This is a genomic window from Cupriavidus numazuensis (assembly GCF_905397435.1).
Lineage (GTDB): Bacteria > Pseudomonadota > Gammaproteobacteria > Burkholderiales > Burkholderiaceae > Cupriavidus > Cupriavidus numazuensis.
On the sequence record NZ_CAJPVI010000043.1, the window covers coordinates 16388 to 32843 of the forward strand.

The 16456-nt window shown below is 64.4% G+C and carries 21 protein-coding genes and 1 pseudogene; 7 read left to right on the plus strand and 15 right to left on the minus strand.

Features of this window, described 5'->3' with window-relative positions; translation table 11 throughout:
- Nucleotides 1-246 precede the first annotated feature (246 nt).
- Together arsC and arsH are read left to right on the plus strand one after the other, a co-directional pair.
- Nucleotides 247-672, plus strand: coding sequence for an arsenate reductase (glutaredoxin) (gene arsC, locus KHO41_RS28505; RefSeq protein ID WP_211956641.1), 426 nt, complete (start codon nucleotides 247-249; stop codon nucleotides 670-672).
- The gene (gene arsH, locus KHO41_RS28510; protein WP_211956597.1) at nucleotides 669-1433 is read left to right on the plus strand and encodes an arsenical resistance protein ArsH; all 765 of its coding nucleotides are present in this window, start codon (nucleotides 669-671) and stop codon (nucleotides 1431-1433) included. Before arsC ends, arsH begins: the two co-directional genes overlap by 4 nt.
- A 3-nt stretch (nucleotides 1434-1436) precedes the next feature.
- On the opposite strand, the gene KHO41_RS28515 is transcribed toward arsH, so the two are convergent.
- From KHO41_RS28515 to KHO41_RS28585, 15 genes and pseudogenes are all read right to left on the minus strand, one after another.
- Nucleotides 1437-1628 carry a 2-hydroxymuconate tautomerase gene (locus KHO41_RS28515; RefSeq protein WP_211956642.1) on the minus strand — a complete coding sequence of 64 codons (192 nt, stop codon included), beginning with the start codon at nucleotides 1626-1628 and terminating at the stop codon, nucleotides 1437-1439.
- A gap of 58 nt (nucleotides 1629-1686) precedes the next feature.
- Nucleotides 1687-1812, minus strand: a pseudogene (locus tag KHO41_RS28520) (4-hydroxy-2-oxovalerate aldolase); the annotation flags it as partial.
- Nucleotides 1813-1883: 71 nt separating this feature from the next.
- Nucleotides 1884-2675 carry a 2-oxo-3-hexenedioate decarboxylase gene (dmpH, locus tag KHO41_RS28525; RefSeq protein WP_211956598.1) on the minus strand — a complete coding sequence of 264 codons (792 nt, stop codon included), beginning with the start codon at nucleotides 2673-2675 and terminating at the stop codon, nucleotides 1884-1886.
- Between the two features lie 24 nt (nucleotides 2676-2699).
- On the minus strand, nucleotides 2700-3482 hold the full coding sequence (gene dmpE, locus KHO41_RS28530; RefSeq protein ID WP_211956599.1) for a 2-oxopent-4-enoate hydratase: 783 nt from the start codon (nucleotides 3480-3482) through the stop codon (nucleotides 2700-2702).
- A gap of 28 nt (nucleotides 3483-3510) precedes the next feature.
- The gene (locus KHO41_RS28535) at nucleotides 3511-4362 is read right to left on the minus strand and encodes an alpha/beta fold hydrolase (RefSeq protein ID WP_211956600.1); all 852 of its coding nucleotides are present in this window, start codon (nucleotides 4360-4362) and stop codon (nucleotides 3511-3513) included.
- Nucleotides 4359-5813 (minus strand): 2-hydroxymuconic semialdehyde dehydrogenase, encoded by a 1455-nt coding sequence (locus KHO41_RS28540; protein WP_211956601.1) that lies wholly within the window; start codon nucleotides 5811-5813, stop codon nucleotides 4359-4361. Before KHO41_RS28540 ends, KHO41_RS28535 begins: the two co-directional genes overlap by 4 nt.
- Nucleotides 5814-5861: 48 nt before the next feature.
- Nucleotides 5862-6311: a GlcG/HbpS family heme-binding protein gene (locus tag KHO41_RS28545; protein WP_211956602.1), complete on the minus strand. Its 450-nt coding sequence runs from the start codon at nucleotides 6309-6311 to the stop codon at nucleotides 5862-5864.
- A 49-nt stretch (nucleotides 6312-6360) separates the two neighbouring features.
- Nucleotides 6361-7305, minus strand: coding sequence for a catechol 2,3-dioxygenase (locus KHO41_RS28550; protein WP_211956603.1), 945 nt, complete (start codon nucleotides 7303-7305; stop codon nucleotides 6361-6363).
- Between the two features lie 22 nt (nucleotides 7306-7327).
- A complete protein-coding gene (locus KHO41_RS28555) occupies nucleotides 7328-7693 on the minus strand; it encodes a 2Fe-2S iron-sulfur cluster-binding protein (RefSeq protein ID WP_011301794.1) in 366 nt (121 codons plus the stop codon).
- Between the two features lie 16 nt (nucleotides 7694-7709).
- Nucleotides 7710-8774 carry an NADH:ubiquinone reductase (Na(+)-transporting) subunit F gene (locus KHO41_RS28560; protein ID WP_211956604.1) on the minus strand — a complete coding sequence of 355 codons (1065 nt, stop codon included), beginning with the start codon at nucleotides 8772-8774 and terminating at the stop codon, nucleotides 7710-7712.
- 3 nt (nucleotides 8775-8777) lie between these two features.
- On the minus strand, nucleotides 8778-9146 hold the full coding sequence (locus tag KHO41_RS28565; RefSeq protein WP_211956605.1) for a phenol hydroxylase subunit P4: 369 nt from the start codon (nucleotides 9144-9146) through the stop codon (nucleotides 8778-8780).
- Nucleotides 9143-10687, minus strand: a complete 1545-nt coding sequence (locus tag KHO41_RS28570) for an aromatic/alkene/methane monooxygenase hydroxylase/oxygenase subunit alpha (RefSeq protein WP_211956606.1) — start codon at nucleotides 10685-10687, stop codon at nucleotides 9143-9145. Before KHO41_RS28570 ends, KHO41_RS28565 begins: the two co-directional genes overlap by 4 nt.
- A gap of 49 nt (nucleotides 10688-10736) precedes the next feature.
- Nucleotides 10737-11006, minus strand: coding sequence for an MmoB/DmpM family protein (locus KHO41_RS28575; RefSeq protein ID WP_011301790.1), 270 nt, complete (start codon nucleotides 11004-11006; stop codon nucleotides 10737-10739).
- Between the two features lie 38 nt (nucleotides 11007-11044).
- Nucleotides 11045-12052, minus strand: coding sequence for an aromatic/alkene monooxygenase hydroxylase subunit beta (locus tag KHO41_RS28580; RefSeq protein ID WP_211956607.1), 1008 nt, complete (start codon nucleotides 12050-12052; stop codon nucleotides 11045-11047).
- Nucleotides 12053-12105: 53 nt separating this feature from the next.
- The gene (locus tag KHO41_RS28585; RefSeq protein WP_244874068.1) at nucleotides 12106-12315 is read right to left on the minus strand and encodes a phenol hydroxylase subunit; all 210 of its coding nucleotides are present in this window, start codon (nucleotides 12313-12315) and stop codon (nucleotides 12106-12108) included.
- A 614-nt stretch (nucleotides 12316-12929) separates the two neighbouring features.
- Here KHO41_RS28585 and KHO41_RS28590 point away from each other — a divergent pair.
- Genes KHO41_RS28590 through KHO41_RS28610 form a run of 5 tightly spaced genes read left to right on the plus strand, consistent with a single transcriptional unit; the run spans nucleotide 12930 to nucleotide 16411 of the window.
- Nucleotides 12930-14435 carry a ferritin family protein gene (locus KHO41_RS28590; protein WP_211956609.1) on the plus strand — a complete coding sequence of 502 codons (1506 nt, stop codon included), beginning with the start codon at nucleotides 12930-12932 and terminating at the stop codon, nucleotides 14433-14435.
- Nucleotides 14436-14459: 24 nt separating this feature from the next.
- Nucleotides 14460-14720 carry a toluene-4-monooxygenase system B family protein gene (locus KHO41_RS28595; RefSeq protein ID WP_211956610.1) on the plus strand — a complete coding sequence of 87 codons (261 nt, stop codon included), beginning with the start codon at nucleotides 14460-14462 and terminating at the stop codon, nucleotides 14718-14720.
- A 7-nt stretch (nucleotides 14721-14727) separates the two neighbouring features.
- Nucleotides 14728-15063 carry a Rieske 2Fe-2S domain-containing protein gene (locus tag KHO41_RS28600; RefSeq protein ID WP_041680674.1) on the plus strand — a complete coding sequence of 112 codons (336 nt, stop codon included), beginning with the start codon at nucleotides 14728-14730 and terminating at the stop codon, nucleotides 15061-15063.
- A gap of 19 nt (nucleotides 15064-15082) precedes the next feature.
- The gene (locus KHO41_RS28605; RefSeq protein ID WP_211956611.1) at nucleotides 15083-15400 is read left to right on the plus strand and encodes an MmoB/DmpM family protein; all 318 of its coding nucleotides are present in this window, start codon (nucleotides 15083-15085) and stop codon (nucleotides 15398-15400) included.
- A gap of 12 nt (nucleotides 15401-15412) precedes the next feature.
- Nucleotides 15413-16411: an aromatic/alkene monooxygenase hydroxylase subunit beta gene (locus tag KHO41_RS28610; RefSeq protein ID WP_211956612.1), complete on the plus strand. Its 999-nt coding sequence runs from the start codon at nucleotides 15413-15415 to the stop codon at nucleotides 16409-16411.
- Nucleotides 16412-16456: the final 45 nt, after the last annotated feature.

Below are 16456 nucleotides of genomic sequence, written 5' to 3' on the forward strand. Positions count from 1 at the left end.
GTCATTTCGCCTCAAACGAACTCCATCGCGCTGGACTACTTGTCCAGTCGGCAGGATGGGCGCTCGATCATGTGGATTGCCGCAGCAGCAGTTCTCCGTGAGATATCCGACCAGGTCGCTCATGGTCTCGAAGCGGGCCGCGTACCCTTGCTCGCCTGTGAGTCTTTCCGCCGTCGCCGCGACAGCCAAAACGTGAAGCGCCTCGATGATTATTCAGGCGTGGGCAAAAACACTCTGAGGATCTGTATGTCTGTCACCATCTATCACAACCCGGACTGCGGTACATCACGCAACACGCTTGCGATGATTCGCAATGCAGGCATTGAGCCAACCGTCATCGAGTACCTGCACACGCCGCCCCCGGGCGGCGTGTTGCGGGACATGATCCGCAACTCGGGGCTGACCGTACGAGCGGCCATTCGCGAGAAAGGCACGCCCTACGCCGAACTGGGCCTCGCGGATCCGGCGCTGACGGATGACCAGTTGCTCGACGCCATGATGGCGCATCCAATCCTGATCAATCGTCCGTTTGTGATCACGGCGCTTGGCGCGCGGCTGTGCCGCCCCTCGGAGGTCGTGCTCGACATTCTGCCCTCGCCTCAACGAGGCGCTTTCGCCAAGGAAGATGGCGAGGTCGTTGTTGACGGGCAGGGCCGGAGGGTCGCGCCGTGACCGAAAATCTGCCCAATGTCATCCCGGCGGTGCTGGATACCCCTGCCCTACACAAGCTCACGCCCGCTCGCTTGAGCACCCACCCGCCGAGAATCCTGCTGCTATACGGCTCGTTGCGCGAGACTTCGTACAGCCGGCTGCTGGTGATGGAAGCCGAGCGCATCCTCAAGCAATTCGGGGCCGAAACACGCGTATTCGATCCGCACGGCTTGCCGATGGCTGACAGCGTGCCGCCTGACAATCCGAAGGTGGTCGAGCTTCGCAAGCTGTCTGAATGGTCGGAGGGCCAGGTTTGGTGCAGCCCCGAGCGGCATGGCACGCTGACCGCCGTGTTCAAGAACCAGATCGACTGGCTTCCGTTGGAGATGGGCGGTATTCGCCCAACCCAGGGCCGCACCCTTGCGGTCATGCAGGTCTGCGGCGGCTCGCAATCGTTTAACGCCGTCAACTCGCTGCGTGTGCTGGGCCGCTGGATGCGGATGGTCACGATTCCCAATCAGTCGTCGGTCGCCAAGGCATACCAGGAGTTCGACGCGGCCGGCCGTATGAAGCCATCTTCCTACTATGACCGTGTGGTCGACGTCATGGAGGAGCTCTACAAGTTCACACTGCTGGTCCGTGATCGTAGCGACTACCTGACGGATCGCTACAGCGAGCGCAAGGAAGCCGCCGAGAAAAATGCCACGGCACTTGCGGCGGCGGCCATGAGCCATGAACGCGATGCGCAGGTCAGCGACACTGACAGCGGCGAAGTCGAATAAGACCTAGCGACCAAGGTCCTTTGCCGACTCACCCGCAATTCCCCAGTTCTCCTTTGGCACATCGTGGATCCAGACCCGTACGTTTTCCTTGGGCGCTCCCGTCGCCTCCACCAGGGCAGCCGTGACTTTCTGTATCACGGCGCGCTTCTGTTCGACGGTGCGGCCTTCGATCATGTAGATCTGCGCAAACGGCATCATATTGCTCCGAAAATTCGATTAGTGAACAGGTACCACTTACGCTCGCCGAAGCTCCCTCGCGGGCCATCGTGAGCGCCTCCTGGATCATGTCTTCCCGGCCGCCGACCATGCCTCGTCGACCGGGTTCGACCCTCAGGTCGCGCGGGGGCACACCGTATTTCTCGCCGGCGCGCTTCGCAAACCACCGTGCCGATGCCAGGCAAGAGCAGCGCCGAAACCGTGGCTTGCTGCAATCTCGCAGGCACGGGGCACTCATTCCACGAAACGCATCGACACGTCGCCGAGATCCTGGAAGCGGACGCACACGCTGTCGCCCGCCGCGACGGTAATGGCTTCGGTCACGCCGCCAGTCATGATGAACGTGCCGGCCGGGATTTCCTGTCCGCGCGCGCCGAGGTGGTTCGCCATCATCGCCACTGCTGCCGCAGGATGACCCAGTACCGCCGCGCCGGCCGCCATGGCGACGGCACGGCCATTCTTCTCCAGCACCACCCCTAGCGTGCGCAGGTCGAGATCTTCCAGGGCGCGCGCACGTCCTCCCACCACGAAGCGAGCCGCCGATGTGTTGTCGGCAATGACGCTCTTCAGGTCGAATTTGAAGTCGCGGTAGCGGCTGTCGATGATTTCCACCGCCGGCACAACGAAGTCGATTGCCGCCAGTACACTGCCCACGTGGCAGCCCGGGCCCCGCAGCGGCGCCTTGGTGACGATGCAGATCTCGGCCTCCACCTTGGGATGGATCAACTCAGACATGCGGATCTCGCCGCCGTCCGGCCGCGCCATGTCTTCGCTGACGAAGCCAAAGACCGGCGTCTCCACCCCCATCTGCTTCATCTTGGCGAACGACGTGAGCCCGGCCTTCAGCCCCACCGTCCTGAGGCCGCGCGACTCCTTGCGCCGGCGGATCTCGTCTTGGATGTCATAGGCGTCGGCCCAGTCGAGATCAGGGTATTCGTCGGTGATCTTCGTGATGTCGCGCACGGCAAGTTGCGCGCACTCGACATGCGCAGCGAGCGCTTCGATGGTTTCCCGGTTCAATGTCATGATCTGGTTTCCCGATGGTATGAGTCAGATGAAGCGCACCGAAGTACTACCCAGGCCGCCTACGCTGCAGTACAGGCTGTCGCCCGGCTTGACGGGCACCAGCGGCGACTGCGAGCCCGACAGGATCACGTCGCCTGCCTTCAGCGCGATGCCGAAGCGGCCCAGCGTATTCGCGAGCCACGCCACCGCATTGACGGGAGAGCCCTGCACCGAGGCGCCGCACGAGGTGCTCACGATCTCGCCGTTCTTCTCCAGCACCATGCCTGCCAGCGCGAGATCGAGGTCGCGCGGGCTGCGGCGAGTGCCACCGAGCGTGAAGACGCCGCACGAGGCGTTATCGGCCACGGTGTCCTGAATACGGATCTTCCAGTCGCGGATGCGGGAATCGACGATCTCGAAGCACGGCATCACGCAATCGGTAGCACGCAATACATCGGCTGCGGTCACGCCCGGTCCGCAGAGGTCTCGGGACAGCACGAAAGCCACTTCTGCCTCCGCCTTCGGCGCGATCATCTTGCCCGTGTCCACCGGCTCGCCCTCGTTGAAGACCATGCCGGACAGCAGATGACCGAAGTCGGGCTGGTCCACCCCGAGCATGTCCATCACCACCCGGCTGGTCACGCCGATCTTCTTGCCGATCACGGTCTCGCCCGCTTCGAGGCGGCGACCGATCATGCGCAACTGGATCTGGTAGGCGTCTTCGATGGTGATGTCCGGCTCGCGGTCGGTGAGTGGTTCCAGCGGCTTGCGCGTCAGGAGCGATTCGTAGAGCGCGTCGCCGTAGTGTTCGATCTTTGTAGCGTCCATGAGTGTTCCTCGATACGTGAAATTCGGGTCAAGCGACTGCAGCGGCGTCGGCTTCGGCCAGGAAGTTGCTCACCAGCGTCGCGAAGCGCGCGCTGTGCTCTATCTGCGTCCAGTGGCCGCAACGGCCGAATACATGGAGCTGGCTGTTGGGAATCCAGTCCGCCAGCGTCAGCGAATTGGACAGCGGGATGACCTTGTCTTCCCGGCCGTGGACCACCAGCGTCTCGTGCGGCAGCGCGCGAATATCCGCCTCGGCGCTCGCCATCGCGTCGACCCACCGCTGGCGCGGCGCGGGAAACATGGCGCCATAGGATTCCTGCACGCCAGGTGCCACGCTGGCTTCGTACCGCAGCCGGGCCAGTTCGTCGGTCACACGGCCACGGTCGTAGGCGAACAGGTCCAGCAGCCCCCGCATTGCCGTCAGTGACGGCTCATAGCCCCACACTGCCTCCAGCCCCGGCGTGATGCGGAATGGCACCCCGACCGATCCCATCAGCACAAGCCGCCGCACCCGCCCCGGTGCACGGATGGCAAGCGCCAGGGCCAGCGCCCCACCAAACGAGTTGCCGACGAGATCGACCTGCGGCAGTTCCAGTGCATCGAGCAGGTCCAGGGCCTGCTGCACCCAGACGTCCATGCCATAGACCTGTCCGGCCGGACGGTCGCTCTGGCCGAAGCCAAGCATGTCCGGCGCGATGACGCGGCGTTCACGGGCCAGCGCCGGCAGCACCGGGCGCCAGTTGGCCCACGCGCTGACCCCTGGGCCGGATCCGTGCAGCAGCAGCACGGGCGAACCCCGGCCAACGTCATGGATGTGCGTTGTCACCGCACCTGTTCTCACGTAGCGGGCCTCGGGTACCTGAAAATCGCTCTCGCTCATAGCTTCACCATCACATTGCGCAGTTCGGTGTAGAACTCCAGGGAATGCACACCGCCCTCACGGCCGATACCCGACGCCTTGGCCCCGCCGAATGCCGTGCGGAGATCGCGCAGGAACCAGCTATTGATCCAGCACAGCCCGACGTCGATGGCGCGCGCCATGCGGTGAGCCGTGCCAAGGTCCTGCGTCCAGACCGTGGTGGCCAGCCCATAGTCCGTGGCATTGGCCAGGGCGATGGCCTCCTCCTCGGTGTCGAACGGTGCGATGTGGCAGCAGGGGCCGAAGATTTCTTCCCGGATTACGCGCGCGCTTTCGGGCAGGCCGGTCCAGATCGTCGGCTGCACCCAATGGCCTTCGGCAAGCTCCGGCGGCATGGACGGTGCGCCGCCCCCGGTCACCACTGTCGCGCCCTCGCTGCGCGCCACGTCGTAATAGGACACCACCTTGGCCTTGTGCTCGGCCGAGATCAGCGGGCCAAGGCCCACGCCCGGGGCGTCGGACGGCCCGATGCGCAGCGATTCGGCTTTCTCCTTGAGCGCCTGCACGAACCTGTCGAAAATCGGCCGCTGCACATACACACGCTCGGTGCCCAGGCAGACCTGCCCGCAATTCTCAAACGCGCTGCGCGCGATGCCGGCCACGGCCTTGTCGAAGTCGGCATCGGCAAAAACAATGCCCGCGTTCTTGCCGCCCAGTTCGAAGCTGACCGGCCGCACGCCCTTTGCCGCCGCAGCCATGATGGCCTCGCCGGTGCGCGTCTCGCCGGTGAACGTAATGCCGTTGACGCCGGGATGGCGGGTCAGGAACTCGCCCGCCGAGCCCGGACCAAAGCCGTGCAGGACGTTGTAGACCCCTCTTGGCACGCCGACCTTCTCCATCACCTCGCCCAGCAGCGTGGCCGTGGCTGGCGTCTCCTCGGAAGGCTTGACGATCACCGTGTTGCCGCAGGCCAGCGCGGGGCCCACCTTCCATGTCATCAGCAGCAGCGGCAGATTCCACGGGCAGACCACCGCCACCACGCCCAGCGGGGCGCGCAGCGCGTAACTGATCGCCGTGCCACCGTCCGGCGTGGTCATCTCGAAGCTTTCGGTGGGTACGTTCTTGACGATGTCGGCGAAGACCTTGAAGTTGGCGGCGCCGCGCGGGATGTCGATATGCGCAGCGAGGCTGCGCGGCTTGCCGGTGTCAGCCAGTTCGGCTTCCAGAAAATCGTCGAAGCGGCGATTGATCTCGTCGGCCACGGCATGCAGCAGTTCAACGCGCCGGGCTACCGGCATGCGCCCCCAGTCGCCATGCAGCGCGGCGCGCGCGGCGGCAACGGCGGCATCCACCTCGGCCTGCCCCGCCTCGTGCACGAGCCCGATTACCCGGTTATCCACTGGCGCGCGGTTCTCGAATGTCTTGTTGGTGGCGACGAACTCGCCATTGATGAAATTGCGGAATTGCTTCACGGTCGGATTCCCGAGGCAGACAGTCCCTGTCCTGGTTGAGAAAAAAATTCATTGCAGGCCGATGGCGTGCAGGCCAGCGCGTGCACAAGCTTCGTCCTGTGCGGCCGAGCCGCCGGACACGCCGATGCCGCCGATCACCTCGCCCTCCTCGCGCATCGGCAAACCCCCGCCGAAGATCACCAGTCCCGGGCGAGTCGCCAGGCCGAGACGCAACGGCTCGTCACCGGCAAGCAACTCGCCCCACTGCGCAGTGGGAAAGCCGAAGCTGGCCGACGTGCGCGCCTTGTCGATGGCAATGTCGATCGAGTGCAGGAAGGCACCCGTCATGCGCGCAAAGGCCACCAGCGCGCCACCGCCATCCACCACGGCCACGTTGATGCGCAGGCCCTGCTCCGCTGCCGCCGCCACCGCGGCCGTCACCGCGGCCTGTGCGGCAGGCAGCGTGATATGGGAACGAGGTTCGCTCACACAGGGTGCGTCGGAAGCGGTCAGGGACATGGCAGTCTGCGGAAAGTGATCGTGGGGAGGGCGGCCGGCACGGGGGCGATCAGGTGTACACGTCCGTGAAGGACGGCACCGCTTCGCCGGTGTGATAGAAGATGCCGGTCCACAGCATGTCCTCGCTCCACGTCGTGACGGGACGGTCCGGCTGCGCAAGGTACCCCAGCCCGGCGAATGTCTCGTTGCGATTGCCGCTCGGGTCGAAGAAGTAGATCGTCTCCCCGCGCGTGATGCCGTGGCGCGTGGGCGCAACATCGATCTTCGTCTTGTTCTTCGCCATGACGTCGGCGGCCTTGAGCACGTCGTGCCATGAGTCGAGGAAAAACGCGATGTGGTGCAAGCCGCTGCGCGGGCCGCCAACAAAGGCGATGTCGTGCGGCGTGGAGCTGCGGGCGAGCCACGTCGCCGCCTGCACCGACCCATCCGGACCCACCAGCACCTGCTCCGTCAGGAAGAAGCCAAGCACTTCCCGCATGAAGCGCGTGTTGTCCGCCACGGTGTTGATACCCGCCTCGGGGTTCAGCTCGCACATCAGCAGCGCATGGTCCAGCCAATGGGCGCCCGCACCCTTGATGTTGTCCGGCCACGGGTCCGGGTTGCGGCTGCCTACCTCCGTGCCGACCACTTCCTTCATGGCATAGAGTCGCATGTCGTGGCCGCTCGGCAGCAGGAACTGCAGCATCCGTCCCGTGGACGGCAGCGTTGCCTCGGGCAGCATCGTGGTCCGGATGCCCCAGGCTTCGATCCTGGCCTGCAGTTCGTCGAGATCGGCGTCATTCTCGACCTTGTAGGCGAGGTGATTCAGGCCGGCCTGGTCCGATGGTGTGAGGATGAGCGAGTACTTGTCCCACTCGTCCCAGCACTTCAGGTAGACATTGCCGGACTTGTCCTGCATCGTCACCTTCATGCCCAGCACGTTCTCGTAGTGCCGCAGCGCGGCTGCCATGTCCATCACTTTCAGGCTTGCATGCCCGATTCGTAGCACACCCATGTCTGTCTCCTCGTTGAGGGTCTCACTGCGGTTTGTGGTCGGGCTGCGCCCCCGCAGACGCGGCGAAGCCCTTGAAGAACGATTTTTCGATCCGGCCCAGCACGGCAAGCCGCACGGCGGTCAGCGGTGCCTCGCGGCATGCCAGCGTGATGCCCTGTGCTTCTTCTTCAGCGCTGACGTGCGCCCGGCTGAGCGGCCCCAGTCGCGTCGTGCGGCCTTCGATGACGCGCACCTTGCATACCCCGCAGCCGCCGTTGATGCAGCCCACCGGGATGCCCTTGCGCCCAAGGCGCAACATGCCGGCCAGCAGGCTTTCGCTCGTCGCGCAGACGTAGTGCTCCTGGGTCTGCTCCACGCAGACGTCAACCTTTGGTCTTTCATCCGGCATTGCACGGCCCTCCTTCTCACACGCGCCGGAACAGCGGGCTGCGCTGCGCGTCGGCATCTGCCGCCGAGAGGAATTTCTCGGTGTAGATGTCCTCCTCGAAAAGCCGCCCTTGCATCAACGTGCCGATCGTGGCTTCCACCATCGGCGGGGGCCCGCACAGGTACGCCTTGTGACCGGCGAACTGCCCGTCGAACAGCGTCCGCGCGGCGTCGTGCGCGTAGCCCCTCGCACCACGCCAGTCGCTGTCTTCCGGCTCGCCGGACAGCACGGGCACGTACTGGAAGTTGGGGTGCCGCGCAGCCAGGTCGACGAACTCGTCGTGGCCGTACAGCTCTTCCAGGCTGCGCTGGCCATTGATCAACGTGATGGGAAGCGCGCAGCCGCCCGCAAGCAGGTCGAGGATCATCGAGCGAGGGCTGGAAAGACCCGATCCACCCGCGACGAACAGCATCGGCATGCCCGCCGACTGCCGCACGAAGAAGCGGCCATAGGGTCCAGTCACGCGCAGCGCGTCCCCGACCTGCACCTGCTCATGCAGCACGCCCGTTCCCGCCCCGCCTGGCACGCGGCGCACCTGCAATGCGATCTCGCCGGTTTCCGCGACTTCGGCGGGGGCGTTGGCAATCGAGAACGCACGCCGCTGCCCCAGCCCGGGAATCTCGACCATCACGTATTGGCCGGCCTGGAAGTCGATCGGCTGGTCCAGCTTCAGGCGCAGCCCCTTGATCGTGGGCGTGAGCGTTTCGATGCGCGTCACCGTCGCCGCGAAATCGCGCACCGGGATAACGCGGGCATCTGGCTCCTCCTCGATGTCTGCCTCGATGCAGACATCGGTAAGCGCCGTCGCGCAGCAAGCAAGTGTCTTGCCCTCTTCACGCTCGAAGTCCATCAGCGCGAACGGGTTGGCCGCGCCGTGGTCGACTTCTCCGCTCGTGACCTGGACCTTGCACGTGCCGCACAGCCCGTGCCCGCAGGCGTGCGGTATGTACACGCCCGACCGCAGCGCGGCGTCGAGCAGCGTCTGGCCCTCGGCCACGTCCAGCGTGGCGCCAAGGGGTTCAATGGTGACTTGATTGCACATGGCTTAGCTGCAGGAACCGTTGATGCCGGTAAGTCCCGGCGTGCGAAAACGGATGACGTCCTTGTGGCCCAGCCCGTTCGCGGCGAGCGAGGCGGCCAGGTCCGGCGTCCACGGCTTTCCCGACCTGAACCACTGCACGGTGTTCCAGTCGACCCGTTCGAAGTCAGGGTGCTCGGCGTAGATGCCGGGCAGCACCTGGCTGACGAGCGCGCCGAACGGCATCTCGGGCGGCAGTGGCACGCAGACCGGCGAGCAGAACATCAGGTGGTCTTCCCATCCGATGTACAGCAACGGCGCGGGGAAGTTCTCACGCACGTCCTTCATGGGGAACTGGTAAGGCACCCCGGCGGCGGGATTGGCGACGACGCTCATGCTTTCTCTCCTGTCCAGGCGGCGAAGTTCTTCTGGTCCTCCGATCCCTCGAAGTCGAAGTTGTCCCGTCCGATGTTCATTTCGTAGTACTGCAGGACGGCTGTCAGCGGATCGAAACCTTCCGCCGTCGGGTCCGTGCCTTCTGGGAAGCAGTTCCCCTGGTAGATCTGGTGCACCGGCAGCCAGCTCTGCACGTACTTCTCGGGCTCGTCCTCGAAGATGTGCTGGCAGTGGTCAGAGCAGAAGTGATACTTGTTGCCGAAGTAGCTGGTCTCGCGGTAGCAGATCTTCGTGGCATCACCGGGCTCCGTGAAGAACATCGGGACCTGGCAGGTGGTGCACAGCATCGGCAGCGTCTTGTTGTAGAAGCGGCGGCCTTCGTCCGCGCGCTCGCGCCAGTACTCGAAGCGCGGGCGATACAGCTTGTCGAAGCTCTCGGGATACTTCTGCGAAAGCCACTGCATTTCCTCTTCCTGCGGCAGCCACGTATGGAAAGGCGCCGCGGCCCCGTAGTTGTAGAAGGTGGCCCACGCCTGGTGGCTGATGTGGTCCTTGCCCTCGCAGGCGTCCTTCCAGCCGCGCGGCTCGCGGATGCCGTAGCGCGCGAGGTCCTTGAACAGCGCACCACCGCTGCCCTCGGCGTACATTTCCCATGCCTCCTTCCAGCTCATCACGCGCTTGGGCAGCATGTAGTCCTGCATCATCGCCACGATGGTCAGCAGGCGGTAACCGCGCCAGAACCACTTGTCGATCCAGCGCTGCACGATGGGCACGTTGCCGGGATCCTGCTCGAGCATGAACTTGATGCACTCGATACCCAGCGTCATGTGCCGCGACTCGTCGGACTGTGCCGAGAAACCGAAGGTGACGGTGCTCATGTCGCCGTTGTGCGCCGCGCCGGACATGAAGGGCACGAACAGCAGGTTGGTCAGCACGTACTCGAACGAAAAGCTCACGGCCGTCAGGAACTCGAACGGACCGGCGGTGCACGCATCCTCGAAGAACGACTTCGGCACCGACAGGTACCAGACACGGTCGAACCAGTGGTGCGACTGGTGCAAGCCGTTGAAGTACTTGTTGTAGTGCGAGATCGCGTGCGTCTCGGTCTGGTAGTGGCGCAGTTCGTCGATGGACTGCATCTGCGCGGCTACGCGCGCGCCCTCGCCGGTGAACTGACGGCCAACATGCGCAAAGCCACGGTGAGCGCAGTATTCAAGCGGCGTCACGCCCTGGAGGAACAGCTTCAGTGCGTTGATGTACCGGGCGTCGCTGACGCCAAGCTGGCCGTTGTTCTGCGCGAAGGCTTCGATCACCGCATACAGCTTCTTTTCCTTCTCCCCCTGATACTTCCAGTAGGCGTCCATCGTCAGGCGGAACGGGTCCTGCCACTTGTCCCAGTCGTGGATCTTGATGCCTTCGTAGGTGTCGTAGGGAAAGACCTTGTCCATCGGCTGATACGTGGTCTCCCAGCCCAGGCCGCGGGTCATGGCGGCGTACCGTTCCTTCAGGCCAAGCTTCTTCTTGGCAACGCGGGTATCCATGGTGTGTCTCCTCTTGTCGGTATGTGCGGTGCTGTGCGTCCAGCGGCGTTCAGTGGTTCCAGCTCAACGTGAGCTGGTCGTCGTCTTCGTCGATGTGGCCCGACAGCGTGACCAGGTTCACGTGAAGCTGCTGCAGATCGAAAGGCCGGCCGGTCTGCTCCTCGATGGTTTCGCGACGGATCGTGAGCCGGCCGGGGGCATCGATCTTGACGAGCCCCGTGGGATAGCTGACCACCGCCTCGGGGTTGTCAGTCACGATCGCTTCGACGACCGGACGCGATTCCTCATTGGCCTGGAAGGCGATAAAGACCTGGGACATGGGGGTTCCTCTGCAAGAAGTCGGACGTGTGACGGGAATCAGGGCGCGAGGCCGAGTTTTGCGGCGCGTGCATCGAGCGCCGCGGAGACTTCGCTGAGCGCGGCGGCACCGTGCTCACCGAGCGCCAGTTCGGCGATGGGCGCCAGGGCCTGCGCGGCGCGGCCGGCCCAGTGCCGGAACCACTGCGTCAGGAGTTCGCGGTTCGCGGCCGCCTCGGGCTCGGCCGTCGCGACCATCGCCTTCACGACGGCGTCGATCCAGCGCGTGGTCTCGTCGTGCCACTCGGGCATGAAGCTGGTCAGCATGGCCGCCGCCGCGCCGCCATGCAGCGTGACGTGGTCATCGACGTAATGGCCGTAGACCAGCGGGTACAGCAGGCCATCGAGCGCAAGGTTCTGCGCGACGAACAGCTCCACCGGGTCCTGCACGACGAACGTGTCCTCCACATAGCGACGCAGATCCTGCCAGCGCGGATCGTCGAGCCAGGCGCGCTTGCCAGCATCCAGCACGTCGGGCTCGTCCAGCGCCAGCGCCAGGCGGGTAATCAGTTGCGCGATGCCGAGGTGGTCCATCGCATGGAACATCGCCGGCGCAGTGAACGCCGTCCCGTAGCCATAGGCGCAGATCGCTGCGTTGTTCATGTTCGCGCCCCAGGCCACGTGGCGTAGCGGCAGCAGTACGTCGAGCAGCCTCGTGCGCAGCGCATCGTTCATCGAACCGGCCAGGCCGCGCGACTCCACGAACTGGAAGTTGGCCTCCACCGCCTCCTGCTGCCGCGCGCGGGTCATCGTCCACGTGGCGTAGTAGAACTGGCGCGGATCCTTCAAGGCCTGCCAGTCCGCCAGACGGATACGGCTGCGGCTGGCGTCGAACAGCTCATGCGCCGGGTCCCACGTCGGCCGGTAGTGGAAGTTGGCCATGGGCTGCCCGCCATAGGTGGCCTCCTGATAGCGCGATGCGGCCTTGCCTTCGCCGACAAGTCGTGCAACGTGTGCGAACGTCTGCCGCAACGGCGTGATCTCGCGGGTCTGCAGATCGATATTCATGCGGATGTCTCCTGGTGCTTGCTTGAAATGGGGCCTCGGCGGTCTGCGCCGCCTCAGTTGTCCAGCCTTGTCACCTGATGCCGGTCGCAGAAGGCCATGAAGGCCGGCTCCGGCAGCAGCAGGTCTACGCTCAACTCCGGCCAGCCGATGGCGAACTCGAAGCTCACCAGCCCGTCGTCATGGCGCTCGACGCGGCTCACGAACTTGCGCGTGACATCGACATCGGGCAGTGCATCGCCGGTTGTGGCGCAGGGGGAAGTCATGGGCATGTCCTCGTGGTGGTTGGTGAATCTGCGCTAGCCACTGCGCGGTGACGCGGTGACAGCCGGTCTTTGCAGAAGCTGTGCCAGCCGACGGCGTGATCGATGAAAATCTCGATATTTACAGGGAAAACCCCTACTGAAACCTGGGGGCGCGCGATGGAAAGGCCACCTTTTCCCAGGCACCGATGAGCGGCGAGTGGGCGGAGAATGGCGTGGATTGGCGCGAAATTTGATGATTTGGTGGAATCGATTCAAAGCCACCTTCATCAAATGATCGATTCCCCTAGCTGACCACACCAATCCGCTAATTCGCAAGATTCTCGAGATTCTTATCATTTGATGAAACCGGCGGCTCAGCGAAGACGGCGCGGATCTCATCAAAAACTGAAATCCACAGGGGCTGGTCCCTTTTTGCGGCGCACAGGTCCAGGCCTCGAATCCCGGTGGACTACCCCGCCATCCCTCACGTTCCAGGGGTTTTGCAATGCAGCATCCCTGCAGCGCCATGGCTGCTGGCATTGCATTTGCGAAAGGGAGAGCGCCCCGGGATCGCGGCCTTTCGCAACCGGGTCAGCAAAGCAAGAAAGACATGACATCCACCAAGGAGATATCCCATGGCGCTATTGGAACGCGCAGCGTGGTACGACATTGCCCGCACAACGAACTGGACGCCGACGTACGTCGCCGAGTCCGACCTTTTCCCGGAGGTCATGGCTGGGGCGCAGGGCGTGCCCATGGAAGTCTGGGAAACCTATGACGAGCCCTACAAGACGTCGTATCCGGAATACGTCCGCATTCAGCGCGAGAAGGACGCCGGCGCCTATTCCGTGAAGGCCGCGCTCGAGCGCAGCCGCATGTTCGAGGACGCCGATCCCGGCTGGCTGTCGACCCTGAAGGCGCATTACGGTGCCATCGCGCTCGGCGAATACGCGGCGATGAGCGCGGAGGCACGCATGGCCCGCTTCGGCCGCGCGCCAGGGATGCGCAACATGGCGACGTTCGGCATGCTCGACGAGAACCGCCACGGGCAATTGCAGCTCTATTTTCCGCACGACTACTGCCCGAAGGACCGGCAGTTCGACTGGGCGCACAAGGCCTATCACACCAACGAATGGGGCGCGATCGCCGCCCGCAGCACCTTCGACGACCTGTTCATGTCGCGCAGCGCGATCGAGATTGCCGTGATGCTTACGTTTGCCTTCGAAACGGGCTTCACCAACATGCAGTTCCTTGGGCTGGCGGCCGATGCGGCGGAAGCCGGCGACTTCACCTTCGCCAGCCTCATCTCGAGCATCCAGACGGACGAGTCGCGGCACGCGCAGATCGGTGGCCCGGCACTGCAGATCCTGATCGCCAACGGGCGCAAGGAGCAGGCGCAGCAGCTCGTGGACGTGGCCATTGCACGCGCATGGCGCCTGTTCTCCCTGCTGACTGGCACGTCGATGGACTACGCCACGCCGCTGCAGCATCGCAAGGAGTCATTCAAGGAGTTCATGACGGAATGGATCGTCGGCCAGTTCGAGCGCACGCTGATCGACCTCGGTCTCGACCTGCCCTGGTACTGGGACCAGATGATCAACGAGTTCGACTACCAGCACCATGCCTACCAGATGGGCATCTGGTTCTGGAGGCCGACCGTCTGGTGGAACCCGGCCGCCGGCATGACGCCGGACTGCCGCGACTGGCTCGAGGAAAAGTATCCCGGCTGGAATGACACGTTCGGCAAGGCCTGGGACGTCATCATCGACAACCTGATCGCGGGCAGGAAGGAACTGACCGTCCCCGAGACCCTGCCCATCGTCTGCAACATGAGCCAGTTGCCAATCTGCGCGGTGCCCGGCAACGGCTGGAACGTCAGGGACTATCCGCTCGAGTACAACGGCCGCACGTACCACTTCAACTCCGAGATCGACCGCTGGGTCTTCCAGCAGGACCCGTTGCGCTACCGCGACCACCTGACCCTGGTCGACCGTTTCCTCGCCGGGCACATCCAGCCGCCCGACCTGGGGGGCGCACTCCGGTACATGAACCTCGCCCCCGGCGAGATTGGCGACGACGCACACCAGTACGCGTGGGTAGAGGCCTACCGCCGCCAGCGCGAACAGAACAAGGCCGCCTGACGCGGCCACCAGATGGAGGATGACATGGCACTGTTTCCAGTGATTTCGAATTTTCAGTACGACTTCGTGCTGCAGCTCGTCGCCGTCGATACGGAGAACTCGATGGACGAGGTAGCGGCGGCCGCCGCGCACCATTCAGTCGGCCGTCGCGTGGCGCCCCAGCCCGGCAAGGTCGTCCGGGTGCGGCGTCAGGGGAGCGACCAGTTCTACCCCCGCGACGCCCGGCTCGGCGACACCGATATCAAGCCGATGGAGTCGCTCGAATTCATCTTTTGCGATGCATGAGGTCACCATGAATTTCCAGAAAGTCTCCACGCTCGACGAGCTGTGGGAAGGCGACATGGCCGAAGTAGAGGTGGACGGCCACGTCATCGTGCTCGTCCGCCCCGAAGGCGGCGCGCCACGCGCATTCCAGGGCATCTGCCCGCACCAGGACATTCCGCTCGCAGAGGGAAAGTTCGACGGGCGCGTACTGATGTGCCGGGCCCACCAGTGGACCTTCGATGCCAACACAGGCAAGGGCATCAACCCCGGTGGGTGCCGGCTTGCCGAGTATGCCGTCAAGGTGGATGGCGACGACATCCTCATCGCTGTCGAAGGCGTCGAACCACTGTTCGCCAACTGCTGATATTGCACAGGAATCGATCATGAGCAGGGACCACAACACCGCCGAGGCGTACCGAAACAACCGCGTCGGCCCCGTACTGCGCGCGAGCAGCATCACGTCGGGCGTCATCGAGGCCGCGCAGGAAGACAACCCAGGGAAGGAAATCCGCGTCGACGACAAGCTCGCATACGTGCGCATCGACACCGACGGCGAACTGATCCTGCGCCGGGCCACGCTGGAGGATGCGCTGGGCCGCCCATTCAGGATGTCCGAGCTGGAGGTCAACCTCAGCTCGTTCGCGGGTCGCATCGAGACCACGGACGACTACGTCCGCTTCTATTACGAAAAGACGCTGTAACCGGAGACGAGCATGACCACGCAACCCGACGTCCTCAAGCCGCTGAAGACCTGGAGCCATCTGGCCGCGCGCCGGCGCAAGCCTAGCGAGTACGAGATTGTCTCGACGAACCTGCACTACACGACCGACAACCCCGACGCGCCGTTCGAACTCGATCCGAATTTCGAAATGGCGCAGTGGTTTAAGCGTCACCGCAACGCCTCGCCGCTGAAACACGCCGACTGGAACGCCTTTCGCGATCCCGACGAACTCGTCTACCGCACCTACAACATGCTGCAGGACGGCCAGGAAACCTATGTGTCCGGCCTGCTGGACCAGTTTTCCGAACGCGGCCATGACGCCATGCTGGAGCACGCCTGGGCCGGCACGCTGGCGCGGCTGTACACCCCGGCACGCTATCTGTTCCACACACTGCAAATGGGATCGGCCTACCTGACGCAGATGGCCCCCGCATCCACGATCTCGAACTGCGCCGCCTACCAGACCGCCGACTCGCTGCGGTGGCTTACCCACACTGCGTATCGCACGCGAGAGCTGTCTCAGACCTTCGGCGAGGTGGGCTTTGGCACCGACGAGCGCAGGTACTGGGAGCAAGACCCGGCCTGGCAGGGCTGGCGCAAGCTGGCTGAACACGCGCTTGTGGCATGGGACTGGGCAGAGTGCTTCGTCGCCTTCAGCCTGGTATTGCGGCCGGCGATGGAAGAAGCCGTCCTGCGCGGGCTTGGCGAGGCGGCGCGCCACAACGGCGACACCCTGCTCGGCCTGCTGACTGACACGCAGCTTGCGGACGCCCAGCGGCACCGGCACTGGGCCGGCGCGCTCGTCCGCATGGCCCTGGAGACGCCGGGCAATCGTGACGTGCTGGCCGGCTCGATTGCCCGGTGGGCGCCGCTCGCGGACGATGCAATCAGTGCCTACTGCGCGGCGCTGCCCGACGCGCCGAACGCGAAGGCGCGGGCCTGCGCGGCCGTGCGCGACTTCTGGGACAGCATCGGCCTGGCAGGCCTGTAACGCAGGACATGCCGGGCGCTGCGACTCAACAGCCACCATCGGAAC

Bases quoted from the DNA above. Each gene is read 5' to 3' on its own strand.
- arsC (WP_211956641.1), top strand. From the start codon at position 247: ATGTCTGTCACCATCTATCACAACCCGGACTGCGGTACATCACGCAAC.
- KHO41_RS28515 (WP_211956642.1), bottom strand. From the start codon at position 1,628: ATGCCGTTTGCGCAGATCTACATGATCGAAGGCCGCACCGTCGAACAG.
- dmpH (WP_211956598.1), bottom strand. From the start codon at position 2,675: ATGACATTGAACCGGGAAACCATCGAAGCGCTCGCTGCGCATGTCGAG.
- dmpE (WP_211956599.1), bottom strand. From the start codon at position 3,482: ATGGACGCTACAAAGATCGAACACTACGGCGACGCGCTCTACGAATCG.
- KHO41_RS28535 (WP_211956600.1), bottom strand. From the start codon at position 4,362: ATGAGCGAGAGCGATTTTCAGGTACCCGAGGCCCGCTACGTGAGAACA.
- KHO41_RS28545 (WP_211956602.1), bottom strand. From the start codon at position 6,311: ATGTCCCTGACCGCTTCCGACGCACCCTGTGTGAGCGAACCTCGTTCC.
- KHO41_RS28550 (WP_211956603.1), bottom strand. From the start codon at position 7,305: ATGGGTGTGCTACGAATCGGGCATGCAAGCCTGAAAGTGATGGACATG.
- KHO41_RS28555 (WP_011301794.1), bottom strand. From the start codon at position 7,693: ATGCCGGATGAAAGACCAAAGGTTGACGTCTGCGTGGAGCAGACCCAG.
- KHO41_RS28560 (WP_211956604.1), bottom strand. From the start codon at position 8,774: ATGTGCAATCAAGTCACCATTGAACCCCTTGGCGCCACGCTGGACGTG.
- KHO41_RS28565 (WP_211956605.1), bottom strand. From the start codon at position 9,146: ATGAGCGTCGTCGCCAATCCCGCCGCCGGGGTGCCTTACCAGTTCCCC.
- KHO41_RS28570 (WP_211956606.1), bottom strand. From the start codon at position 10,687: ATGGATACCCGCGTTGCCAAGAAGAAGCTTGGCCTGAAGGAACGGTAC.
- KHO41_RS28575 (WP_011301790.1), bottom strand. From the start codon at position 11,006: ATGTCCCAGGTCTTTATCGCCTTCCAGGCCAATGAGGAATCGCGTCCG.
- KHO41_RS28580 (WP_211956607.1), bottom strand. From the start codon at position 12,052: ATGAATATCGATCTGCAGACCCGCGAGATCACGCCGTTGCGGCAGACG.
- KHO41_RS28585 (WP_244874068.1), bottom strand. From the start codon at position 12,315: ATGACTTCCCCCTGCGCCACAACCGGCGATGCACTGCCCGATGTCGAT.
- KHO41_RS28590 (WP_211956609.1), top strand. From the start codon at position 12,930: ATGGCGCTATTGGAACGCGCAGCGTGGTACGACATTGCCCGCACAACG.
- KHO41_RS28595 (WP_211956610.1), top strand. From the start codon at position 14,460: ATGGCACTGTTTCCAGTGATTTCGAATTTTCAGTACGACTTCGTGCTG.
- KHO41_RS28600 (WP_041680674.1), top strand. From the start codon at position 14,728: ATGAATTTCCAGAAAGTCTCCACGCTCGACGAGCTGTGGGAAGGCGAC.
- KHO41_RS28605 (WP_211956611.1), top strand. From the start codon at position 15,083: ATGAGCAGGGACCACAACACCGCCGAGGCGTACCGAAACAACCGCGTC.
- KHO41_RS28610 (WP_211956612.1), top strand. From the start codon at position 15,413: ATGACCACGCAACCCGACGTCCTCAAGCCGCTGAAGACCTGGAGCCAT.